General features: G+C 63.3%; 21 protein-coding genes. 14 read left to right on the forward strand and 7 right to left on the reverse strand.

From position 1 onward, the window contains the following. Positions 1 to 222 precede the first annotated feature (222 nt). Positions 223 to 1,617 carry a PhoH family protein gene (locus tag AC0J42_RS05385; RefSeq protein WP_416422618.1) on the forward strand — a complete coding sequence of 465 codons (1,395 nt, stop codon included), beginning with the start codon at positions 223 to 225 and terminating at the stop codon, positions 1,615 to 1,617. A gap of 50 nt (positions 1,618 to 1,667) precedes the next feature. Here the strand turns inward: AC0J42_RS05385 and AC0J42_RS05390 are convergent, their stop codons facing one another. Continuing rightward, a complete protein-coding gene (locus AC0J42_RS05390) occupies positions 1,668 to 2,834 on the reverse strand; it encodes a hypothetical protein (protein WP_473005456.1) in 1,167 nt (388 codons plus the stop codon). A gap of 167 nt (positions 2,835 to 3,001) precedes the next feature. Between AC0J42_RS05390 and moaC the strand changes: the two genes are divergently transcribed. Genes moaC through moaE form a run of 3 tightly spaced genes read left to right on the forward strand, consistent with a single transcriptional unit; the run spans position 3,002 to position 4,169 of the window. Then, on the forward strand, positions 3,002 to 3,475 hold the full coding sequence (gene moaC, locus AC0J42_RS05395; protein ID WP_473005457.1) for a cyclic pyranopterin monophosphate synthase MoaC: 474 nt from the start codon (positions 3,002 to 3,004) through the stop codon (positions 3,473 to 3,475). After that, entirely contained in the window at positions 3,472 to 3,717 is a 246-nt protein-coding gene (locus AC0J42_RS05400; protein WP_473005458.1) for a MoaD/ThiS family protein, read from the forward strand. The genes moaC and AC0J42_RS05400 overlap by 4 nt, the downstream gene beginning before the upstream one ends. Positions 3,718 to 3,719: 2 nt before the next feature. Then, entirely contained in the window at positions 3,720 to 4,169 is a 450-nt protein-coding gene (moaE, locus tag AC0J42_RS05405) for a molybdopterin synthase catalytic subunit MoaE (protein WP_473005459.1), read from the forward strand. 67 nt (positions 4,170 to 4,236) lie between these two features. On the opposite strand, the gene rhlB is transcribed toward moaE, so the two are convergent. Together rhlB and AC0J42_RS05415 are read right to left on the reverse strand one after the other, a co-directional pair. Further along, positions 4,237 to 5,694: an ATP-dependent RNA helicase RhlB gene (gene rhlB, locus AC0J42_RS05410; protein ID WP_473005460.1), complete on the reverse strand. Its 1,458-nt coding sequence runs from the start codon at positions 5,692 to 5,694 to the stop codon at positions 4,237 to 4,239. Positions 5,695 to 5,853: 159 nt separating this feature from the next. Then, positions 5,854 to 6,510: an alpha/beta hydrolase gene (locus AC0J42_RS05415; RefSeq protein WP_473005461.1), complete on the reverse strand. Its 657-nt coding sequence runs from the start codon at positions 6,508 to 6,510 to the stop codon at positions 5,854 to 5,856. A gap of 476 nt (positions 6,511 to 6,986) precedes the next feature. Here AC0J42_RS05415 and AC0J42_RS05420 point away from each other — a divergent pair, with 476 nt between their 5' ends. The 9 genes from AC0J42_RS05420 (at position 6,987) to AC0J42_RS05460 (ending at position 15,153) form a co-directional block, all read left to right on the forward strand. Beyond that, positions 6,987 to 8,015, forward strand: coding sequence for an amino acid ABC transporter substrate-binding protein (locus AC0J42_RS05420; protein ID WP_416422625.1), 1,029 nt, complete (start codon positions 6,987 to 6,989; stop codon positions 8,013 to 8,015). Positions 8,016 to 8,084: 69 nt separating this feature from the next. Continuing rightward, a complete protein-coding gene (locus AC0J42_RS05425; RefSeq protein ID WP_416422626.1) occupies positions 8,085 to 9,263 on the forward strand; it encodes an amino acid ABC transporter permease in 1,179 nt (392 codons plus the stop codon). 10 nt (positions 9,264 to 9,273) lie between these two features. Further along, the gene (locus AC0J42_RS05430) at positions 9,274 to 10,371 is read left to right on the forward strand and encodes an amino acid ABC transporter permease (protein WP_416422627.1); all 1,098 of its coding nucleotides are present in this window, start codon (positions 9,274 to 9,276) and stop codon (positions 10,369 to 10,371) included. A 10-nt stretch (positions 10,372 to 10,381) separates the two neighbouring features. After that, positions 10,382 to 11,146, forward strand: a complete 765-nt coding sequence (locus AC0J42_RS05435; RefSeq protein WP_158157103.1) for an amino acid ABC transporter ATP-binding protein — start codon at positions 10,382 to 10,384, stop codon at positions 11,144 to 11,146. Positions 11,147 to 11,494: 348 nt separating this feature from the next. After that, entirely contained in the window at positions 11,495 to 12,721 is a 1,227-nt protein-coding gene (locus tag AC0J42_RS05440; protein ID WP_473005462.1) for a CynX/NimT family MFS transporter, read from the forward strand. A gap of 38 nt (positions 12,722 to 12,759) precedes the next feature. Beyond that, on the forward strand, positions 12,760 to 13,230 hold the full coding sequence (locus AC0J42_RS05445) for a nuclear transport factor 2 family protein (RefSeq protein WP_473005463.1): 471 nt from the start codon (positions 12,760 to 12,762) through the stop codon (positions 13,228 to 13,230). A 12-nt stretch (positions 13,231 to 13,242) separates the two neighbouring features. Beyond that, on the forward strand, positions 13,243 to 13,548 hold the full coding sequence (locus tag AC0J42_RS05450) for a GIY-YIG nuclease family protein (RefSeq protein WP_473005464.1): 306 nt from the start codon (positions 13,243 to 13,245) through the stop codon (positions 13,546 to 13,548). Between the two features lie 117 nt (positions 13,549 to 13,665). Then, positions 13,666 to 14,121, forward strand: coding sequence for a DUF2442 domain-containing protein (locus AC0J42_RS05455; RefSeq protein WP_473005465.1), 456 nt, complete (start codon positions 13,666 to 13,668; stop codon positions 14,119 to 14,121). A 96-nt stretch (positions 14,122 to 14,217) separates the two neighbouring features. Further along, complete coding sequence (locus AC0J42_RS05460) at positions 14,218 to 15,153, forward strand: glutathione S-transferase family protein (RefSeq protein WP_473005467.1); 936 nt, start codon at positions 14,218 to 14,220, stop codon at positions 15,151 to 15,153. Positions 15,154 to 15,277: 124 nt separating this feature from the next. Here the strand turns inward: AC0J42_RS05460 and AC0J42_RS05465 are convergent, their stop codons facing one another. Together AC0J42_RS05465 and yejK are read right to left on the reverse strand one after the other, a co-directional pair. Beyond that, a complete protein-coding gene (locus AC0J42_RS05465) occupies positions 15,278 to 15,634 on the reverse strand; it encodes a glutaredoxin family protein (protein ID WP_473005468.1) in 357 nt (118 codons plus the stop codon). Between the two features lie 4 nt (positions 15,635 to 15,638). Further along, positions 15,639 to 16,646: a nucleoid-associated protein YejK gene (gene yejK / locus AC0J42_RS05470; RefSeq protein ID WP_473005469.1), complete on the reverse strand. Its 1,008-nt coding sequence runs from the start codon at positions 16,644 to 16,646 to the stop codon at positions 15,639 to 15,641. Positions 16,647 to 17,056: 410 nt separating this feature from the next. On the opposite strand from yejK, the gene AC0J42_RS05475 reads away from it, so the two are divergent. Continuing rightward, positions 17,057 to 17,338: an HU family DNA-binding protein gene (locus AC0J42_RS05475; protein ID WP_416422635.1), complete on the forward strand. Its 282-nt coding sequence runs from the start codon at positions 17,057 to 17,059 to the stop codon at positions 17,336 to 17,338. A 163-nt stretch (positions 17,339 to 17,501) separates the two neighbouring features. On the opposite strand, the gene rlmF is transcribed toward AC0J42_RS05475, so the two are convergent. Then, positions 17,502 to 18,446 carry a 23S rRNA (adenine(1618)-N(6))-methyltransferase RlmF gene (gene rlmF / locus AC0J42_RS05480; protein ID WP_473005470.1) on the reverse strand — a complete coding sequence of 315 codons (945 nt, stop codon included), beginning with the start codon at positions 18,444 to 18,446 and terminating at the stop codon, positions 17,502 to 17,504. Positions 18,447 to 18,545: 99 nt separating this feature from the next. Then, on the reverse strand, positions 18,546 to 21,392 hold the full coding sequence (locus AC0J42_RS05485; protein WP_473005471.1) for a valine--tRNA ligase: 2,847 nt from the start codon (positions 21,390 to 21,392) through the stop codon (positions 18,546 to 18,548). Positions 21,393 to 21,427: the final 35 nt, after the last annotated feature.

A 21,427-nucleotide genomic window follows, 5' to 3' on the forward strand; every position in this document is an offset into this window, starting at 1 on the left:
AACTTCAAAAAAGCGTCAAAGTGCTTTTTAACGTCATGGGTTTTGCGGTATTACGAAGTTAGATCGCCGAACCCTGCAGCACAGGTGGCGTCGTCACCCGGCCCACCGCAGTTGCAGTTCCACACGTCCACAGCCCTCTGGGAGGTGCGGAAACGGCGGTCACTTCGCGGCGCAGCACCGTTCAGGTATTGCGTCGAACGGCTCTCTCAAAGGTGACCGAGTATGGATGATCAAGGACGCACCATTTCTTCCGACAAGCCAATCCTTTATGTGCTCGATACCAATGTACTGATCCACGATCCAAACGCGTTGCTGAACTTCGAGGAACACCACGTCGCCATCCCCATGACGGTGCTGGAAGAGCTGGACAAGCTCAAGAGCGGCAAGCAGTCGGTGGCTGCCGAGTGTCGGCAAGCCATCCGCCTGATCGACCAGACCCTGGGCGACGCCTGCCCTGCGGACGTGGAGCTGGGGGTGCCGATCCAGCGTGGCAAGGGTGCACCGAAAGGTTTCCTGTCCATTCTCATGACCAAGGGCGGCCCGCCTACCACCGTGCTGCCGGGCAACCTCAACGACAACATCATCATCAACCAACTGGTTGACCTGCACCAACGCAAGAAAGACTGGGACGTGGTCCTGGTCACCAAAGACATCAACATGCGCCTCAAGGCCCGCGCCTGCGGTATCGCGGCCGAGGACTACAGCACTGACCAGCTGGTGGACGACGTCTCCCTGCTGTCGCGTGGCTACCACGAAATGACCGGCTCGTTCTGGGACCGCGTCAGCAAGGTCGAAACCCGCCAGGACCATGGCCGCACCTGGCACCGCGTGCAGTTGCAGGAACAGCTGCCGGCCGTGCACATCAACGAGTTCGTCATTGATGAGCAGGGCTTCGTCGGCTGGATCAAGGGCGTGAAGGACGATGAGCTGGTGCTGCTCGACCTGCACCAGGAACCGCTGTTGCACCAGGAAGCCTGGGGCCTGAAACCGCGTGACATTCATCAGGCGCTGGCGCTGTTCGCGCTGTTGGACCCGGACATCCACCTGGTCAACCTGACCGGCGCCGCCGGTTCGGGCAAGACCATCCTGGCCCTGGCGGCGGCCATCGAACAGACCATGGTGAGCAAGCGCTACCGCCGTATCATCGCCACGCGCAGCGTGCAGGGGCTGGATCAGGAGATCGGCTTCCTGCCGGGCACCGAGGCGGAGAAGATGGAACCTTGGCTGGGGGCCATCACCGACAACCTCGAAGCCCTGCACATGGACGATGAAAACACCCACGGCAGTGTCGACTACATCCTCAGCAAGGTGCCGCTGCAGTTCAAGTCGCTGAACTACATTCGCGGCCGCAGCTTCCAGCAGAGCCTGATCCTGATCGATGAGTGCCAGAACCTCACGCCGCACCAGATGAAGACCATCATCACCCGTGCCGGCGCTGGTTCCAAGGTGATCTGCCTGGGCAACCTGGCGCAGATCGACACCCCGTACCTGTCGGCGCCAAGCTCGGGCCTGACCTACCTGACCGAGCGTTTCAAGGACTTCCCCAATGGGGTGCACATCACCCTTCAAGGGGTACCGCGCTCGATTCTGGCGGAGTATGCGGAGTCGCATCTGTAACGCATGTTGCAGTTAACGTCCGCCATTGCGCAGGCAATGGCGGCGTTTCCCTAAATATTTACGTCAAACATCAAGGTCACGTCCCCGCTGTAGGTCGCCCCGCGAAAATACGTCAACATCCGCCGGATGTCGCTTTGCGGCACCTCGAAATGCACCTGCCCCGGCTGGCTGGAGACATTGCCCACGGGGGTGATCATTTTTGCATTGGCTGCGCCAACGCCCAGGGGTAGGCGAGTCACCGGCTGGCCGTTGAAGTTGAACGTGGCCGGCAGGGTCAGTGTGGTATACACCGCTGCCCGGTCCGTGACGCGCGGGTGTTGCATGGCGCAGTGCGTGGGATTCGGGCTGTATTGGCAGGTCACGTAGACAGCGAACGGGCTGGCGGCCCAGATCTTCAACGGGCTGTCATGGACCAGCTTCGGCGGTATCTGGTTGGTGGTCTCATACTGTTTCCAGCCGCCCGGAGGAATCACTTCCACTGTACTGCCGCTGGCGGGAAATTCCACCTGCATGTCGTGCTTCACCTGGATTTCGACCCGGAAGCGGATGTTGTTGCTGCTGAGCTGCAAGACGTTGCCGAAGTCGAAGCCGTTGGAGCTGCCGATGGGGTAGTCGATGTAACCCTCCCAGATGCCAGGGCTCAGGGATGCCGCGGATGGAAAGTCAGCAAGGTACGTAAGCATCAGTTCGTTGAACACAGATAGCTGCAGCTCATCGCTGGAGCCGGCCACGGAAACGCAGGCGGCGGGGGCATCGGAGTTGTGCACCGACCACAGGAATTTGCTTGCATTGGGGCTGCCGCTGACGCTTTCGAATCGGCAATTACGGACGCTCCTTCCGATAACATCTTGCGTCTGGTAGGTGTATTTCATGCTGACAAAGCGGTAGCCCAACTGCATCCTCGCAGTTTCCTGGGTCGAGCGGTTGGTCAGGGTAAAGCTTTGCCGCGGCGGCAGGTGCACGTACGCTTTATCACGATCATCCGGAGATGCCAGGTTGATTTGCTTGCTCATCTCGAAGGGGACATCGATGGTGTTATGGCCCGAACACAGATTATAGATCGAGCACCATCTGGACCGCGGGGTGGTGTCTACGAGCTTCTGGTCCTCCACGCGCGCGCTGATCAGCACCTCCGAGGCAAAGGCGGTATCGAGGCCCAGGCACAATAGCCCGAGCAGCAGGGCGCGCAAGCGCGCCAAGGGTGTGAGATCTGGCATGACGATGCTCCGGAGGACCAGGAAAGCCCGGATTATTGCGGGCTGTCGTGCAACGGGAAGCCGGACAAATCCGAAGCAACGCCGGGAAATATCCGACGGCAGTCCCACAGGTGCATCGCCATCGCCCCGGGTTTACAATCCCCCCTCCGCCCCCAGGAGCAAGGCAAGTGCTGACCCATCTCGATTCCCAAGGCCATGCCAACATGGTCGACGTCACCGAAAAAGCCGTGACGTCCCGCGAAGCCGTGGCCCAGGCGCGGGTGCGCATGCTGCCCGCCACCCTGCAGATGATCGTCGATGGCGACCACCCCAAGGGGGACGTGTTCGCCGTGGCGCGCATCGCCGGCATCCAGGCGGCGAAAAAGACCAGCGACCTGATTCCGCTGTGCCACCCGTTGATGCTCACCAGCGTCAAGGTGCAGCTGAGCGCCGACGGCGCCGACGCCGTGCTGATCGTGGCGCGCTGCAAGCTGGCCGGGCAGACCGGGGTGGAAATGGAAGCGCTGACCGCCGCCAGCGTCGCCGCGCTGACCATTTACGACATGTGCAAGGCCGTGGACAAGGGCATGACCATCGAGAGCGTGCGCCTGCTGGAGAAAATCGGCGGCAAGAGCGGCCACTACCAGGCGGAGCAGGCATGAACGTCAACATCGTTTATTTCGCCCGTTACCGTGAAGCCATGGGCATGGATGGCGAAGCGCTGGTGGGCACCTTCAGCACCCTCGAAGACGTACGCCAGGAGCTGCTGGAACGCGGCGGCAACTGGAGCGTGCTGGGCGAAGCCAACCTGATGTGCGCGCGCAACCAGGACCTGTGCAAGCTCGACGAGCCGGTGGTCGACGGCGACGAAGTGGCGTTCTTTCCGCCCGTGACCGGGGGTTGACCATGACCGTTCGTGTGCAGGCCGAGCCGTTCGACCCAGGCGTGGAAGTGAACGCCATGCACGCTGCCAACGTCGGCGTGGGCGCGGTGGTGAGTTTCGTGGGGTACGTGCGGGACTTTAATGATGGCCTGGATGTGGCCGGCATGTTCCTTGAGCATTACCCGGGCATGACCGAGAAGGCCCTGGGCAAGATCGTGGTGGAAGCCGAGCAGCGCTGGCCGTTGCTGAAGGTCGAGGTGCTGCACCGCATTGGCGCCCTGGCGCCGGGCGAGCCGATCGTCTTCGTCGGCGTGGCCAGCGCCCACCGGCAGGCGGCGTTCGACGCCTGCAATTTCATCATGGATTACCTGAAGACCCGCGCGCCGTTCTGGAAGAAGGAACAGACCGGGGCAGGGGAGCGCTGGGTGGAAGGCAAGGCCAGCGACAACCAGGCGGCTGACCGCTGGCGGTAGCCGCGGACGCGGCTACAAGCCCGCGTAGCAGCTGCCGTAAGGCGGCGTCCGGAAACGCCGCGGTGTATCAGGAATGCTTGCGCGGCACGGGGCGCAGCAGCTCGGTCGGCGGCATCTCGCAGCTGATCTTGCGGCCCAGCAGGGCCTCGATCGACGGCAGCTGATAGGAGTCGTCCTCGCCGGCGAAGCTGATCGACACGCCGCTCATGCCCGCACGGCCCGTACGGCCGATACGGTGCACGTAGTCGTCCGGGTCTTCCGGCAGGGTGAAGTTGATCACGTGGCTGATGCCATCGATGTGAATCCCACGCCCGGCCACGTCGGTGGCCACCAGCACGCGAATCTTGCCTTCGCGGAAGCCTTCCAGGGTCTTGATGCGCTTGTGCTGGGGCACGTCGCCTGACAGCTGCGCGGCGTTGACGCCGTCACGCACCAGTTTTTCCTCGATGCGCCGCACTTCGTCCTTGCGGTTGGCGAACACCATCACCCGCTCCCAGCCGTTGTCGTTCACCAGGTTGTACAGCAGCTTGTACTTGTCGCTGCCGGCCACGGCGTAGACGTGCTGTTCCACGGTTTCGCTGGCGACGTTCTCCGGCTCGATCTCGACGATGGCCGGGTCGGTGGTCCACTGCTTGGCCAAGTTCATCACGTCGTCGGTGAAGGTGGCGGAGAACAGCAGGGTCTGGCGCTCGCTTTTCGGCGGGGTCTGGCGAATGATCTGGCGCACTTGCGGGATAAAGCCCATGTCGAGCATGCGGTCGGCTTCGTCCAGCACCATCACCTCGACCATGTCCAGGTGCACTTCGCCGCGCTGGTTGAAGTCCAGCAGGCGGCCCGGGGTGGCCACCAGGATGTCGCAGTAGCGGGCTTCCAGCTGCTTGAGCTGTTTGTCGAAGTCCATGCCGCCGACGAACGTCATCACGTTCAGGCCGGTGTACTTGGTCAGGTTGGCCGCGTCCTTGGCGATCTGCACCACCAGCTCGCGGGTGGGGGCGATGATCAGCGCCCGTGGCTCGCCCATGTAGCGTTCCTTGGGCGGCGGGGTCTGCTGCAGCTGGGTGATGATCGAAATCAGGAACGCCGCGGTCTTGCCGGTGCCGGTCTGGGCGCGGCCGATCGCATCCTTGCCCTTCAAGGTGTAGCCCAGCACCTGCGCCTGGATGGGCGTGCAGTAGGGGAAACCCAGGTCGTGGATGGCGTGCATCAGCTCAGCGGAGAGCTTGAAGTCGTGGAAGCGGGTCTTGCCTTCCTGGGGGTCGACCTTGAAGTCTTCCAGTTTCCATAGCGCGGCGGCCGGCTTGGGCTTGCGTTCGCGGGGGGAGGGCTTGACCAGTTCGGCTTCGGCGTTGGTAACAGGGGCGGGGGCGGGCGTTGGGGCTGACAGGGTCTCGGTTTCCTTGATGGTTTCCACGGGCGTGGGGATGGCCGCTTCCCGAGCTGGGCTCGGTGCTACAGGAGCAGTCATTTCGGCTGCGAGCGGCTCAGCCTCGCTTTTTCCGAACAGGTTCTTGAGTGCTTTGAGCACGGTCTTCTCATTATATTTGATTAAGGAATGTACGCGGGGCAGTGTAATGCAAGAATCGGGCGCGTAGTAGCAGCTGCCGCCGGACTGTGGGAGCTGGCTTGCCAGCGAGCTGTTCGACGCCCCTGAAAGCTCGCTGGCAAGCCAGCTCCCACACGTGGGTCAGGCCAACTTCTGGCCCAGCCACGCGGCGATGTCGCGAATCTCTTCGATCACCACTTCATGGCCCATCGGGTATTCCAGCCACTCCACCGCCACGCCCCACTGCTTGAGGTGGTCGTGGGCGCTGCGGCCCATGGCGTTGAACACCACGTCATCCTGGTCACCGTGCAGGCACAGCACCGGCGTGGCGCGCTGGGTGGCGCTCAGTTGCACCTGTTCATTGAAGGTAGGCGCGTAGGTGGACAGCGCCAGCACCCCGCCCAGAGTGCCCGGGTAGCGCAGGAACGCGGTGTGAAGCACCACGGCGCCACCCTGGGAGAAACCGGCGATGAAAATGCGCTGTTCTGGCACACCAGCGGCCACTTGCGCTTCGATCAAGCCCTTGACCATGTCGGCCGACTCGTCCAGTTGCGCCTCGTCGATCGCCCGCGCCGGGGTCATGGCCTTGATGTCGTACCAGCTTGGCATTTCATAGCCGCCGTTGATGGTCACCGGGCGCGTGGGCGCCTGGGGCAGGATGAAGCGGGCGCTGGGCAGGCTGGCCTGCAGGGCCTCGGCCACCGGCAGGAAGTCGTAGCGGTCGGCGCCCAGGCCGTGCAACCAGATCACACAGGCGTCGGCTGGCTGGGTAGGTTCGAGGATCATCGGGTTGCTCATGACTGCTCCAAAATTGGGCGAACGCTCTCATAAAGTGCATTGCAAAAGGGCGTATCGGGGCGATACCGGAAAAAGATGTCGCAAGGCTACACGTTTTCCTATTGACGGGCGCTGAAACGCTTGCGCTCTGTAACGTGGTACGCGCTTTGCTATGTATCCGCCAAGTGGAAGGAAAGATGTATCCGGTAACACTATCAGGCTGTACGCCCCATGGCGAAAGCGGGATGGTATTCAAGCGGATTGCAGCCCTTCCACGGGTCATGCGAAACGACAGGGGCGAACCATAACGCCTCATCTGTTCGACCGATCAAGGAGCCGTGAGTTTGCAGGAATCCCGAAGGTGAACTGCACTTACACAATCAAAAAATGAGTTCTGTACCGCTTGACCCAAAAACAAGCCAGCAACGGGTCGAAATCGCCTCAAAAGGGTGCGGCAGAACACAGCTCGACACAACAAGAGCAATTTGGAGGTTTGAATGAAAATGCTGAAATCCACCCTGGCTGTCCTGACCGCCGCCACCGTTCTGGGGGTAAGCGGCTTTGCCCAGGCAGGCGCCACTCTGGACGCGATTCAGAAGAAAGGTTTCATTCAGTGCGGCGTCAGTGATGGCCTGCCTGGCTTCTCCGTTCCGGACTCCACCGGCAAGATCCAGGGCATCGACGCCGACGTCTGCCGCGCCGTGGCCGCTGCCGTGTTCGGCGACGCCACCAAGGTCAAGTTCAGCCAGCTGAACGCCAAGGAGCGCTTCACCGCCCTGCAGTCCGGTGAAATCGACGTGCTGTCGCGCAACACCACCTGGACCAGCTCCCGCGATGCCGGCATGGGCCTGATGTTCACCGGTGTCACCTACTACGACGGCGTTGGCTTCCTGGCCAACAAGAAGCTGGGCGTGAAGTCGGCCAAGGAACTGGACGGTGCAACCATCTGCATCCAGGCCGGTACCACCACCGAACTGAACGTCTCGGACTACTTCCGCGCCAACGGCCTGAAGTACACCCCGATCACCTTCGACACCTCCGACGAAAGCGCCAAGTCCCTGGAAAGCGGCCGTTGCGACGTGCTGACCTCCGACAAGTCGCAGCTCTACGCACAACGCTCCAAGCTGGCCTCGCCGGGCGACTACGTGGTCCTGCCGGAAACCATCTCCAAGGAGCCCCTGGGCCCGGTGGTGCGTAAAGGCGACGAAGAGTGGTTCAGCATCGTCAAGTGGACCCTGTTCGCCATGCTCAACGCCGAAGAAGCTGGCATCACTTCCAAGAACGTCGTGGAAGAAGCCAAGTCCACCAAGAACCCCGACGTGGCGCGCCTGCTGGGCGGCGACGGCGAGTACGGCAAGGACCTCAAGCTGCCAAAGGATTGGGTAGTGAAGATCGTCTCGCAAGTGGGTAACTACGGCGAAGTGTTCGAGAAGAACCTGGGCAAGAGCACCCCGCTGGCCATCGACCGCGGCCTGAACGCGCTGTGGAACAACGGCGGCATCCAGTACGCCCCACCAGTACGTTAAGCAAGCCCCGCGCCTGGCGGCCCGTATGCCGCCAGGCGCTGTTACATTCCCTTTCTTCCGGGGCACTTCATGCAAAATCAAATCGGCGCACCCAAAGGGTTCTCCCTGACCGATCCACGTGTGCGTGCGTGGCTGTTTCAGATCATCACCATCGTGGCGGTGGTCTCGCTGGGCTGGTACCTGTTCCACAACACCCAGACCAACCTGCAACACCGCGGCATCACTTCGGGCTTCGACTTCCTTGAACGCAGTGCCGGCTTCGGCATTGCCCAGCACCTGATCCCGTACACCGAGTCGGACACCTACTCGCGCGTCTTCGTGATCGGGCTGCTCAACACGCTGCTGGTGACCTTCATCGGCGTGATCCTGGCGACCCTGCTGGGCTTCGTCATCGGCGTGGCACGCCTGTCGTCCAACTGGATGGTCAACAAGCTGGCCACCGTCTACGTCGAGACCTTCCGCAACATCCCGCCACTGCTGCAGATCCTGTTCTGGTATTTCGCCGTGTTCCTGACCATGCCTGGCCCCCGCGGCAGCCATAACCTGTGGAACACCTTCTACCTGAGCAACCGTGGCCTGAACATGCCGGCGGCGCTCAAGGCCGATGGCCTGTACCCGTTCCTGATCGCCGTGGTGGTGGCCATCGTTGCCATCGTCGTGATGGTCAAGTGGGCCAACAAGCGCTTCGAGGATACCGGCGAGCCGTTCCACAAGTTCTGGGTCGGCCTGGCCTTGCTGGTGGTGATCCCGGCGCTCAGCGCGCTGGTGTTCGGCGCGCCGCTGCACTGGGAAATGCCCGAGCTGCGCGGTTTCAACTTTGTTGGCGGCTGGGTGATGATCCCTGAACTGCTGGCCCTGACCCTGGCGCTCACGGTGTACACCGCGGCGTTCATCGCCGAGATCGTGCGCTCGGGCATCAAGTCGGTCAGCCACGGCCAGACCGAGGCCGCGCGTTCCCTGGGCCTGCGCCCCGGGCCGACGTTGCGCAAGGTGATCATTCCCCAGGCGCTGCGGGTGATCATTCCGCCGCTGACCAGCCAATACCTGAACCTGGCGAAGAACTCCTCGCTGGCGGCCGGTATCGGCTACCCGGAAATGGTTTCGCTGTTTGCCGGCACGGTGCTCAACCAGACCGGGCAGGCGATCGAAGTCATCGCCATTACCATGAGCGTGTACCTGGCGATCAGCATCAGCATTTCCCTGCTGATGAACTGGTACAACAAGCGCATTGCGCTGATCGAGCGGTGAGGAAACGGCCATGACGTCGCATGTATTCAAACCCAACATGCCACCGCCCAACCTGGCGGTCGGCCCTGTCGCATGGATGCGCGCCAACCTGTTTTCCAGCTGGTTCAACACGCTGCTGACCCTGCTGGCCCTGTACCTGGTGTGGCTGGTGATACCGCCGCTGCTGAGCTGGGCGTTCCTGGACGCCAACTGGACCGGCACCACCCGCGAGGACTGCACCAAGGCCGGCGCCTGCTGGGTGTTCATCGAGCAGCGCTTCGGCCAGTTCATGTACGGCTACTACCCGCAGGAACTGCGCTGGCGCGTCGACCTTACCGTGTGGCTGGCCGTGCTGGGGGCAGCGCCGCTGTTCATCCCGCGCGTGCCACGCAAGGCGGTGTACGGCCTGAGCTTCCTGGTGATCTTCCCGATCGTGGCCTACACCCTGCTGCACGGTGGCTACCTGGGCCTGGAGAACGTGGCCACCAGCCAATGGGGCGGCTTGATGCTGACCCTGGTGATCGCCACCGTGGGTATTGCCGGCGCGTTGCCGCTGGGCATTTTGCTGGCCCTGGGCCGGCGCTCGAAGATGCCGGCGGTGAAGGTGGTGTGCGTGACCTTCATCGAGTTCTGGCGCGGCGTGCCGCTGATCACCGTGCTGTTCATGTCGTCGGTGATGCTGCCGCTGTTCCTGCCCGAGGGCATGAGCTTCGACAAGCTGCTGCGGGCGCTGATCGGCGTGATCATGTTCCAGTCCGCCTACGTGGCCGAAGTGGTGCGCGGGGGCCTGCAGGCCATTCCCAAGGGCCAGTATGAGGCGGCTTCCGCCATGGGCCTGGGCTACTGGCGCAGCATGGGCCTGGTGATTCTGCCGCAGGCGCTCAAGCTGGTGATTCCCGGCATCGTCAACACCTTGATCGCGTTGTTCAAGGACACCAGCCTGGTGATCATCATCGGCCTGTTCGACCTGCTCAACAGCGTCAAGCAAGCCGGTGCCGACCCCAAATGGCTGGGCATGGCCACCGAAGGCTATGTGTTTGCCGCCGCCGTTTTCTGGATTTTCTGTTTCAGTATGTCCCGCTACTCCGTGCATTTGGAGCGCAAGCTGGACACTGGCCACAAGCGTTAGGAGTGTCATCATGAGCGAAGCAATCAAACAGCCTGTGGGCGCCGATGGCATTATCCAGATGCAGGGCGTGAACAAGTGGTACGGCCAGTTCCACGTACTGAAAGACATCAACCTGAACGTCAAGCAAGGCGAGCGCATCGTGCTGTGCGGGCCGTCGGGCTCGGGCAAGTCCACCACCATCCGCTGCCTCAACCGCCTGGAAGAACACCAGCAGGGCCGCATCGTGGTGGACGGCGTGGAGCTGACCAACGACCTCAAGCAGATCGAAGCCATCCGCCGCGAAGTGGGCATGGTGTTCCAGCACTTCAATCTGTTCCCGCACCTGACCATCCTGCAGAACTGCACGCTGGCGCCCATGTGGGTGCGCAAGATGCCCAAGCGCAAGGCTGAGGAAATTGCCATGCATTACCTGGAGCGCGTGCGCATCCCGGAGCAGGCCAACAAATTCCCCGGCCAGCTCTCGGGCGGCCAGCAGCAGCGAGTGGCCATCGCCCGCGCCCTGTGCATGAAGCCCAAGATCATGCTGTTCGACGAACCGACCTCGGCGCTCGACCCGGAAATGGTGAAAGAGGTACTGGACACCATGATCGGCCTGGCGGAAGACGGCATGACCATGCTCTGCGTGACCCACGAGATGGGCTTCGCCCGCACCGTGGCCAACCGGGTGATCTTCATGGACAAGGGCGAGATCGTCGAGCAGGCGGCGCCGAACGACTTCTTCGACAACCCGCAGAACGAGCGGACGAAGTTGTTCTTGAGCCAGATTCTGCATTGATGCTGTTGATGTGATGAAAACCCGGCACTGGTGCCGGGTTTTTTTATGGGGCTCGAAAACGCGTCATGGCGCTTTGGGTGCAAGCCGATGTTGTTCCGGGGGCCTTGAGATCGAGCGCCGCCCGCGCGGCGCGACGCAGCCTGGCGGCAGCATCTACATTTGTTGCAACGTGCCATGGCCTGTGGGGGTGGCGTTGCCAGCCTTTTTTTCGACATCCTGGGTGACCGCTCAACAGATGGCTAGCAATTTACCTTGCTACGCCTTTCCTCAAACTTTACCCTTCTGTCTTGCCCGCGATTACCTATAGATATCCAAAGCGGGGCCTCTGCAATTCCAGGAACCTGCCTTATGTCCAGCCAAACCACCGAGACGCTCAGCGCCTCCGCCGACCAACCCGCCGCCCTGCCCAAACCCTGGCTCCTGCTGCTGGGCCTGGTGCTGGTGGCCCTGAACCTGCGCCCGGCGCTGTCGAGCATGGCGCCGCTGCTGGACCAGGTGTCCGACAGCCTGGGCCTGAGCGCCGCCACCGCCGGCTTGCTGACTACGCTGCCGGTGCTGTGCCTGGGGCTGTTCGCGCCCTTGGCGCCGATTCTCTCGCGGCGCTTCGGCGCCGAGCGGGTGGTGCTGGGCGTGCTGTTGCTGCTGGCGGCGGGCATCGCCCTGCGCAGCCAGTTCGCGGTGGTCGGGCTGTTCGCCGGCAGCGTGTTGTCGGGGGCCAGCATCGGCATCATCGGCGTGCTGCTGCCGGGCATCGTCAAGCGCGACTTCCCGAAGAACGCCGGCACCATGACCGGCGTCTACACCATGGCCCTGTGCCTGGGCGCCGCCCTGGCGGCCGGTAGCAGCGTGCCGCTGGCCGAGGTGTTCGACAACCGCTGGACCGTGGGCCTGGGCTTCTGGGTGCTGCCGGCGCTGGCGGCCGCGGTGTTCTGGCTGCCCCAGGCACGCCAGAAGCACGGCGCGCACCATGCCGCCTACCGCGTGCGCGGCCTGTTTCGTGACCGCCTGGCCTGGCAGGTGACGCTGTTCATGGGGCTGCAATCGTCACTGGCCTACATCGTCTTCGGCTGGTTGCCGTCGATGCTCATGGGCCGCGGCCTGGGCGCCGCCGAAGCGGGGCTGGTGATGTCGTTCTCGATCATCATCCAGCTCGGCAGCTCGCTGATCGCGCCCTGGCTGGCCACCCGTGGCAAGGACCAGCGCATCGCCATCGTCACGGTGATGGGCCTGACCCTGGCCGGGCTGTTCGGCTGCCTGTATGCGCCGCTGGGCGGCCTGTGGGCCTGGGCCGTGGTGCTGGGGCTGGGGCAGGGCGCCATGTTCGCCGTGGCGCTGACCCTGATCGTGCTGCGCGCCAGTGACTCCCACGTGGCCGCCAACCTGTCGAGCATGGCCCAGGGCGTAGGCTACACCCTGGCGTCCATGGGCCCGCTGGCGGTAGGCCTGGTGCACGACTGGACCGGCGGCTGGAGCGCCGTGGGCTGGATCTTCGCCGTGATCGGCAGCCTGGCGATCATCGCCGGCATGGGCGCCGGGCGTTCGTTGCACGTGCAGGTCACCAGCGAGAAGATCTGACCTGCTAGGATGGCACTCTACCAAGGAGAGTGCCGCCCATGAGCGAAGCCAACGCAGCCCAGATCACCCGTTTCTACCTGGCCTTCCAGCGCCTGGACGCCGAGGCCATGGCGGCCTGCTACACCGATGACGTGGTGTTCAGCGACCCGGCCTTCGGCACGCTGCGCGGCAAGGACGCCGGCGACATGTGGCGCATGCTGGCCGCACGCGCCAAGGACTTCTCCCTGACCTTCGACCACGTGCACGCCGGCGACAGCACCGGCGCCGCGCGCTGGGTGGCCACCTACCTGTTCAGCCAGACCGGCCGCACCGTGGTCAACCACATCCACGCCCGCTTCGTGTTCCGCGACGGCAAGATCTGCGAGCACCACGACCACTTCGACTTCTGGCGCTGGTCGCGCCAGGCCCTGGGCACCCCGGGCCTGCTGCTGGGCTGGTCGCCCCTGCTCAAGGGCAAGGTCCGGCAGCAGGCGTTGAAGGGCTTGCGGGCGTTTCAGGCCGGCCGTTGAGCGCAAGAAGCGATGACTGAAGTGCAAACAATCTGCAAACCCTGGTACGTCTACCTGGTGCGCGCCGCCAATGGCGCGCTGTACTGCGGCATCAGCGACAACCCCCAGCGCCGCTTCGCCCAGCACCAGAGCGGCAAGGGTGCACGCTTCTTCGCCTCCAGCCCCGCCACCGCGCTGGTGTACGTGGAGTGCTGGCCCGACAAGGGCGAGGCCCTGCGCCAGGAGCGGCTGATCAAGCGGCTGCGCAAGAGCGCGAAGGAGCAGTTGGTGGCGTCGTATGTGGCGATTGATGTGAGTGATGAGGCGCTGACGGGCTGACGCGGACTAGGTCGTAATATTCGGCGACGGTTTCGTTGTTTGCGTATCGCCAAAATGGCGATACGTTCATGACTCGCGAGTGCATTATCGGTAGGAAAGGGTAAAGGAGTGGAATAAATGGCATCGATGAAACGCCCCCGCCTGCGGGCTGTGCAGGCACTTTGCGGTGCAGCCCTGGCACTGACCTTTACCAATGGGCAGCAGTTCAAGCTGGATATGCGTGATAGCCTCAAGTGTTATCCAGGCCTCAAGCCCCTGTCCGATGCCGAGGCGTTCAGCGGTGCAGTCCTCGGCGACGCTGGCTGGACAGTGGAGTGGCCCGAGCTCGATATTCAAATAGGCGCCGATACGCTGTTTCTTGATGCCCTTGCCCAAGCGGCGCCAGATGAAAATACCCGTCTGTTCATTCGCTGGCGGCTACGGCACCGAATGACGCTGGAACAGGCCGCAGAAGCTTTAGGCGTGAGTTCGCGTAGCATCAGTCGGTATAGCAGTGGACGCGAGCCTGTTCCGAGGACATTGGCTTTAGCGTGCCTGGGCTGGGAAACGCTTGAGCATGCGCACGCTGCCTGATCACTGGAAGTGATGACCCCCTATCAGCCTGATCAGGTAGGCCATCCCCGCCCACACGGGTAAGCTTGGAGTTTACCCCTCGTGGCGGAGCCGACGATGACCGAGCTGATCCTGCATCACTACCCAACATCCCCGTTCGCCGAAAAGACTCGCCTGATGCTGGGCTTCAAGGGCCTGTCATGGCGCTCGGTGCTGATTTCGCCGGTGATGCCCAAGCCTGACCTGGTGGCGCTGACCGGTGGCTACCGCAAGACCCCGGTGCTGCAGGTAGGCGCCGATATCTACTGCGACACGGCGTTGATCGCCCGTCGCCTGGACCAGGAAAAAGCCCTGCCAGCGTTCTTCCCCGAAGGCCAGGAATTCACCGTGGCCACCTTTGCCGCCTGGGCCGATTCGGTGCTGTTCCAGCACGCCGTCAGCCTGGTGTTCCAGCCCGAGTCGGTAGCGGTACGCTTCGCCCGCCTGCCGCCGGAAGCGATCAAGGCGTTCGTCGCCGACCGTGCCCAGCTGTTCAGCGGCGGCACTGCCAGCAGGCTGCCGCTGGAGCAGGCCAAGCACCAGTGGCCGGTGTTCATGGCGCGCCTGGAGCAGCAGCTGCAGCGCGAGGAGCGCGACTATCTGTTTGGCGAGCCGTCGATCGCCGACTTCGCCGTGGCCCACCCGCTGTGGTTCCTCAAGGGCACCCCGGTGACTTCGCCGCTGGTGGATGAATACCCGGCCGTGCATGCCTGGCTGGGCCGGGTGCTGGGCTTCGGGCATGGCGCCTACAGTGAGTTGAGTGCCGAAGAGGCCCTGGAAATTGCGCGCTCCACTGCCCCGGCGCCGTTGCCGGAAGACGGCTTTATCGACCCGAACGGTTTCAAGGTGGGCGACCAGGTGAGCGTTGCGGCCATCGACTATGGCGTCGACCCGGTGGTGGGCGAGTTGCTGTACGCCGGAGCCGAGGAGCTGATAGTGCGCCGCGAAGACCCCAGGGCGGGCGTGGTGCACGTGCACTTCCCGCGGCTGGGCTTCAAGCTGGAGAAACATTAATCTCGATTCATGCTTATCCTGTAGCCGCTGCCGTCAGGCTGCGCTGGCCCGCGCCCACGCTGGAGAGCTTCAGTGTACTCCAGGGCCAGCGCAGCCTGACGGCAGCGGCTACGAGGGTGTGGTGTTACGGGTGCTGGAGGGCCTGCAGGATTTGTGCTTCGTCGTATTGGCGCAGTAGCGTGCCATTCACGTCCAGCATCGGTATGCCCCGCCCGCCCAGCGTCTCGTAGCGCTTGCGCGCTTCCACGTCCTTGTCGATGTCGAACTCCTTGTAGGCCACGCCCTGGCGGTCCAGGAAGCGCCTGAAGTCCTTGCAGTAGCCACACCAGTCGGTGGCGTACAGGGTGACCTGGGCGTTAGCGCGCGCCTGCGCCGAGAGCTGCGAGGTGGGGTTGAAGAAGGCCTCGATCTTGCCCCACTGCTGGAAGATCACCACCACCAGCAGGATGGGCAGCACGCGCTTGAGGGTCTTGTTCAGCACCCGCTCAGTCCTTGCGACGCTTGAGCTGGTCGGTGAGCTGGGTGGGCAGGCCCTTGATGATCAGGGTGCCGGCTTCTTCGTCGTATTCGATCTTGGAGCCCAGCAGGTGCGCCTCGAAGCTGATGGACAGGCCTTCGGCGCGGCCGGTGAAGCGGCGGAACTGGTTGAGGGTGCGTTTGTCCGCCGGGATCTCCGGCGACAGGCCGTAGTCCTTGTTGCGGATGTGGTCGTAGAAGGCGCGCGGGCGGTCTTCGTCGATCAGCCCGGAGAGCTCTTCCAGGGCCACGGGCTCGCCGTGCTTGGTCTGGGTGGTGGCGTAGTCCACCAGCGCCTGGGTCTTCTCGCGTGCGGCTTCCTCGGGCAGGTCCTCGCTTTCCACGAAGTCGCTGAAGGCCTTGAGCAGGGTGCGGGTCTCGCCAGGGCCGTCGACGCCTTCCTGGCAGCCGATGAAGTCGCGGAAGTACTCCGAGACCTTCTTGCCGTTCTTGCCCTTGATGAACGAGATGTACTGCTTGGAGTTCTTGTTGTTCTGCCACTCGGAAATGTTGATGCGCGCCGCCAGGTGCAACTGGCCCAGGTCCAGGTGGCGCGAGGGGGTCACGTCCAGCTCGGCGTTCACCGCCACGCCTTCGCTGTGGTGCAGCAGGGCGATGGCCAGGTAGTCGGTCATGCCTTGCTGGTAATGGGCGAACAGCACGTGGCCGCCGGTGGACAGGTTGGACTCTTCCATCAGCTTCTGCAGGTGTTCCACCGCCGTGCGGCTGAACGCGGTGAAGTCCTGCTCGGCGTCCATGTACTGCTTCAGCCAGCCGCTGAACGGGTGGGCGCCGGACTCGGCGTGGAAGAAGCCCCACGCCTTGCCTTGCTTGGCGTTGTAGCTGTCGTTGAGGTCGGCCAGCAGGTTCTCGATGGCCTGGGATTCGGCCAGTTCCGAGTCGCGGGCGTGGAGCACGGCAGGGGTGCCGTCGGGTTTCTTTTCGATCAGGTGGACAATGCAGTGACGGATCGGCATGGGGCTTCTCGGTTCGTCGAAAGGGGCAGGGCAGGGGCGAGCAGGTCGGCCGTGCGCAAAGGCGCCAAGTGTAACGCAACTGGGGGTTTGGCGGCCCGGCTGGGCCGTTTCAGCCTGTGATTTAGAGACTTTTGTCTATTTTTCAACCAAACCAGTGATAAACCTGAACAAATGGCCAGGTAGAGGCGGATATTTCTGGTTCTGTGTGCTAGTTTTGCCCGGTCTTGCGCTCCACAAGGGCGCATCGCCCGCAGATAGCTGCCGTCAGGTCGAACCAAATACCGATTTGTGCATCTACATTCGCGATTGGCGTGACTGTAGACCGATTGCCGAACCCCAGGGGTTACGGCGTTTTTGACTGATGTTGCACTCTGCAATCCAACTGAATTTGATAGGGAAGGAACACCACCATGGCATTGACCAAAGACCAACTGATCGCCGACATCGCTGAAGCCATCGACGCGCCGAAAACCACCGCGCGCAATGCTCTCGAGCAACTGGGCCAGATCGTTGCCGACCAGCTGGAAAATGGCAGCGAAATCACCCTGCCAGGCATTGGCAAGCTGAAAATCTCCGAGCGCCCAGCTCGCACCGGCCGTAACCCTTCGACTGGCGCACCGATCGAAATCGCTGCCAAGAAAGTCGTCAAGTTTGTTCCAGCCAAAGTGCTGACTGATTCGGTTAACAAGTAATCTTGTAACCCGTCATGAAAAAGCCGTGACCGGGGCGACCCGGTCACGGCTTTTTTGTGCCCGCGTTGTAGCCGCTGCCGCCAGGCTGCGCTGGCCGGTGTGAACCCTGGAAATCTCAAGTGAGGGACAGGGCCAGCGCAGCCTGGCGGCAGCGGCTACAGCGTCAGTTTTTTTTATACCAGGCTTGCTGCTGGGCGTCGGTCTGGAAGGTCCAGGCCACGAAGCGGCTCTGCTTCTGCCCTTGGCCCATTTCAACCACCCGCACCTGCAGCGCGCCGGCCTTTTTCAGCGCCGACTGGATCGGTGGCAGGTTCGAAGCCTTGGACACCAGGGTGCTGAACCACAGCACCTGTTGGCTCACCGCCACGCTCTCGTTGATCAGCTGGGTGACGAAACGAATTTCGCCGCCCTCGCACCACAACTCGTTGCTCTGGCCACCGAAGTTCAGCACCGGCAGCTTGCGCTTGGGGTCGGCCTTGCCCAGGGCGCGCCATTTGCGTTGGCTGCCGCGGGTGGCTTCTTCCAGCGAGGCGTGGAAGGGCGGGTTGCACAGGGTCAGGTCGAAGCGCTCGTCAGGCTTGAGCAGCCCGGTGAGGATGTGCTTCGGGTTGCCCTGCTGGCGCAGGCTGATGCCCTTGTCCAGCTTGTTGGCCTGGACGATGGCCTTGGCCGAGGCCAGGGCCACGCTGTCGATGTCGGAGCCGGTGAACTGCCAGCGGTAGTCGCTGTGGCCCAGCAGCGGGTAGATGCAGTTGGCACCCGTGCCGATGTCCAGCGCGCGCACCGAGCTGCCACGGGGGATCTCGCCACCGTTGGTTTCGGCCAGCAGGTCGGCGGCGGCGTGGATGTAGTCGGCGCGCCCGGGAATGGGCGGGCACAGGTAGCCTTCCGGAATCGTCCAATGCTGGATGCCGTACAGGGCTTTCAGCAGGGCACGGTTGAACACCTTGACCGCCGCCGGGTTGGCGAAGTCGATGCTTTCCTTGCCGTAGGGGTTGAGGACCACGTACTGGCCAAGCTCGGGGCTGCTCTTGATCAGTTGCGGGAAGTCGTAACGGCCTTGATGGCGGTTGCGGGGGTGGAAGGTGGGCTTGCTGGGGGCGGACATGAGGGGAAACTTCCGTTGTCCGTGCTGGCCCCATCGCGACCAAGGTCGGCTCCTACAGGGTAGGAGCCGACCTTGGTCGCGATGGGGCCGCCGGAGGGTTTACAGGCTGGCGATGCGCGCGTGCTGCTCGGCCAGCTTGCTCAGGGCTTGCTCGGCCTCGGCCATCTTCGCGCGCTCCTTGTCGATCACCGCAGGCGGTGCCTTGTCGACGAAGGCGGCGTTGGACAGCTTGCCACCCACGCGGGCCACTTCACCCTGCAGGCGCTGGATTTCCTTGTCCAGGCGCGCAAGTTCAGCGTCCTTGTCGATCAGGCCGGCCATGGGCACCAGCACTTCCAGCTCGCCCACCAGCGCGGTGGCGCTCAGGGGGGCTTCGGCGCCGGCTTCCAGCACGGTGATGGCTTCGAGCTTGGCCAGCTTCTTCAGCAGGGCTTCGTTCTCGACCAGGCGGCGCTTGTCTTCGGCGCTGGCGTTCTTCAGGAACAGCGCCAGGGGCTTGCCCGGGCCGATGTTCATTTCGCCACGGATGTTGCGCACGCCCAGCATCAGGCCTTTCAGCCACTCGATGTCCTGCTCTGCGGCCTCGTCGATGCGTGCTTCGTTGGCCACTGGCCAAGGTTGCAGCATGATGGTCTTGCCCTCGGCACCGACCAGCGGCGCCAGGCGCTGCCAGATTTCCTCGGTGATGAACGGCATGAACGGGTGTGCCAGGCGCATGGCCACTTCCAGCACGCGCACCAGGGTGCGACGGGTGCCGCGCTGGCGCTCCACCGGGGCGTTCTCGTCCCACAGCACAGGCTTGGACAGCTCCAGGTACCAGTCGCAGTACTGGTTCCAGATGAACTCGTACAGGGCCTGGGCGGCCAGGTCGAAGCGGAACTGGTCCAGCTGGCGGGTCACTTCGGCTTCGGTGCGTTGCAGCTGCGAGATGATCCAGCGGTCCGCCAGGGACAGCTCGTAGGCCTCGCCGTTCTGGCCGCAGTCCTCGCCCTTGTCCAGCACGTAGCGGGTGGCGTTCCAGATCTTGTTGCAGAAGTTGCGGTAGCCTTCCACGCGGCCCATGTCGAACTTGATGTCGCGGCCGGTGGACGCCAGCGAGCAGAAGGTGAAGCGCAGGGCGTCGGTGCCGTAGCTGGCGATGCCGTCGGCGAACTCGTCGCGGGTCTGCTTCTCGATCTTCTTCGCCAGTTTCGGCTGCATCAGGCCGTTGGTGCGTTTCTGCACCAGGGCTTCCAGCTCGATGCCGTCGATGATGTCCAGCGGGTCGAGGACGTTGCCCTTGGACTTGGACATCTTCTGGCCCTGGCCATCACGCACCAGGCCGTGCACGTAGACGGTCTTGAACGGTACATGCGGGGTGCCATCCGGGTCTTTCACCAGGTGCATGGTCAGCATGATCATCCGGGCGACCCAGAAGAAGATGATGTCGAAGCCGGTGACCAGCACGTCGGTGGAGTGGAATTTCTTCAGGAACTCGGTCTGTTCCGGCCAGCCCAGGGTGGAGAAGGTCCACAGGCCCGAGCTGAACCAGGTGTCGAGCACGTCGTTGTCCTGGTTCAGGACCACGTCGGCGCCCAGGCCGTGCTTGGCGCGCACTTCTTCTTCGCTGCGGCCGACGTAGACCTTGCCGGACTCGTCGTACCAGGCTGGAATGCGGTGGCCCCACCACAGCTGGCGGCTGATGCACCAGTCCTGGATGTCGCGCATCCACGAGAAGTACATGTTTTCGTACTGCTTGGGCACGAACTGGATGCGGCCGTCTTCCACGGCGGCGATCGCAGGCTCGGCCAGCGGCTTGGTGGACACGTACCACTGGTCGGTCAGCCACGGCTCGATGATGGTGCCCGAGCGGTCGCCCTTCGGCACTTTCAGCGCGTGGTCGTCGACGCTCACCAGCAGGCCGGCGGCGTCGAAGGCGGCGACGATCTGCTTGCGCGCCTCGAAGCGGTCCAGGCCGGCGTATTCGGCCGGCAGGGTGCCGTCGACGCTGTCGTTCAGCGTGCCGTCCAGGTTGAACACCTGGGCAGCCGGCAGCACGTTGGCGTTCTTGTCGAAGATGTTCAGCAGCGGCAGGTTGTGGCGCTTGCCGACTTCGTAGTCGTTGAAATCGTGGGCCGGGGTGATCTTCACGCAGCCGGTGCCGAATTCAGGGTCGCAGTAGTCGTCGGCGATGATCGGGATGCGGCGGCCAACCAGCGGCAGCTCGACGAACTTGCCGATCAGGGCCTGGTAGCGCGGATCGTTCGGGTTCACGGCCACGGCCGCGTCACCCAGCATGGTTTCCGGACGAGTGGTAGCGACGATCAGGTAATCCAGGCCCTCGGCGGTCTTGGCGCCGTCGGCCAGCGGGTAGCGCAGGTTCCACAGCGAGCCTTTCTCGTCGTGGTTCTCCACTTCCAGGTCGGAAATCGCCGTGTGCAGCTTGGTGTCCCAGTTGACCAGGCGCTTGCCGCGGTAGATCAGGCCGTCTTCGTGCAGGCGCACGAAGGCTTCCTTCACCGCTTCCGACAGGCCGTCGTCCATGGTGAAGCGCTCGCGGCTCCAGTCCACGGACGAGCCCAGGCGGCGGATCTGGCGGCTGATGTTGCCACCCGACTGGTCCTTCCATTCCCAGACTTTCTCCAGGAACTTCTCGCGGCCCAGGTCATGACGGTTCTGGCCCTGGGCTTCGAGCTGGCGCTCCACCAGCATCTGGGTGGCGATACCGGCGTGGTCGGTGCCCGGCTGCCACAGGGTGTTGCGGCCCTGCATGCGGCGGAAACGGATCAGGGCGTCCATGATCGCGTTGTTGAAACCATGGCCCATGTGCAGGCTGCCGGTGACGTTCGGCGGCGGGATCATGATGGTGTACGAGTCGCCCGCGCCTTGCGGAGCGAAATAGTTCTCGGACTCCCAGGTCTGGTACCAGGAAGTTTCAATGGCGTGCGGCTGGTAGGTCTTATCCATGCTCGGCGGGACCCTAATAGGCATTTATTCAGGAA

It is taken from the genome of Pseudomonas sp. Tav-5-1A, assembly GCF_055755055.1.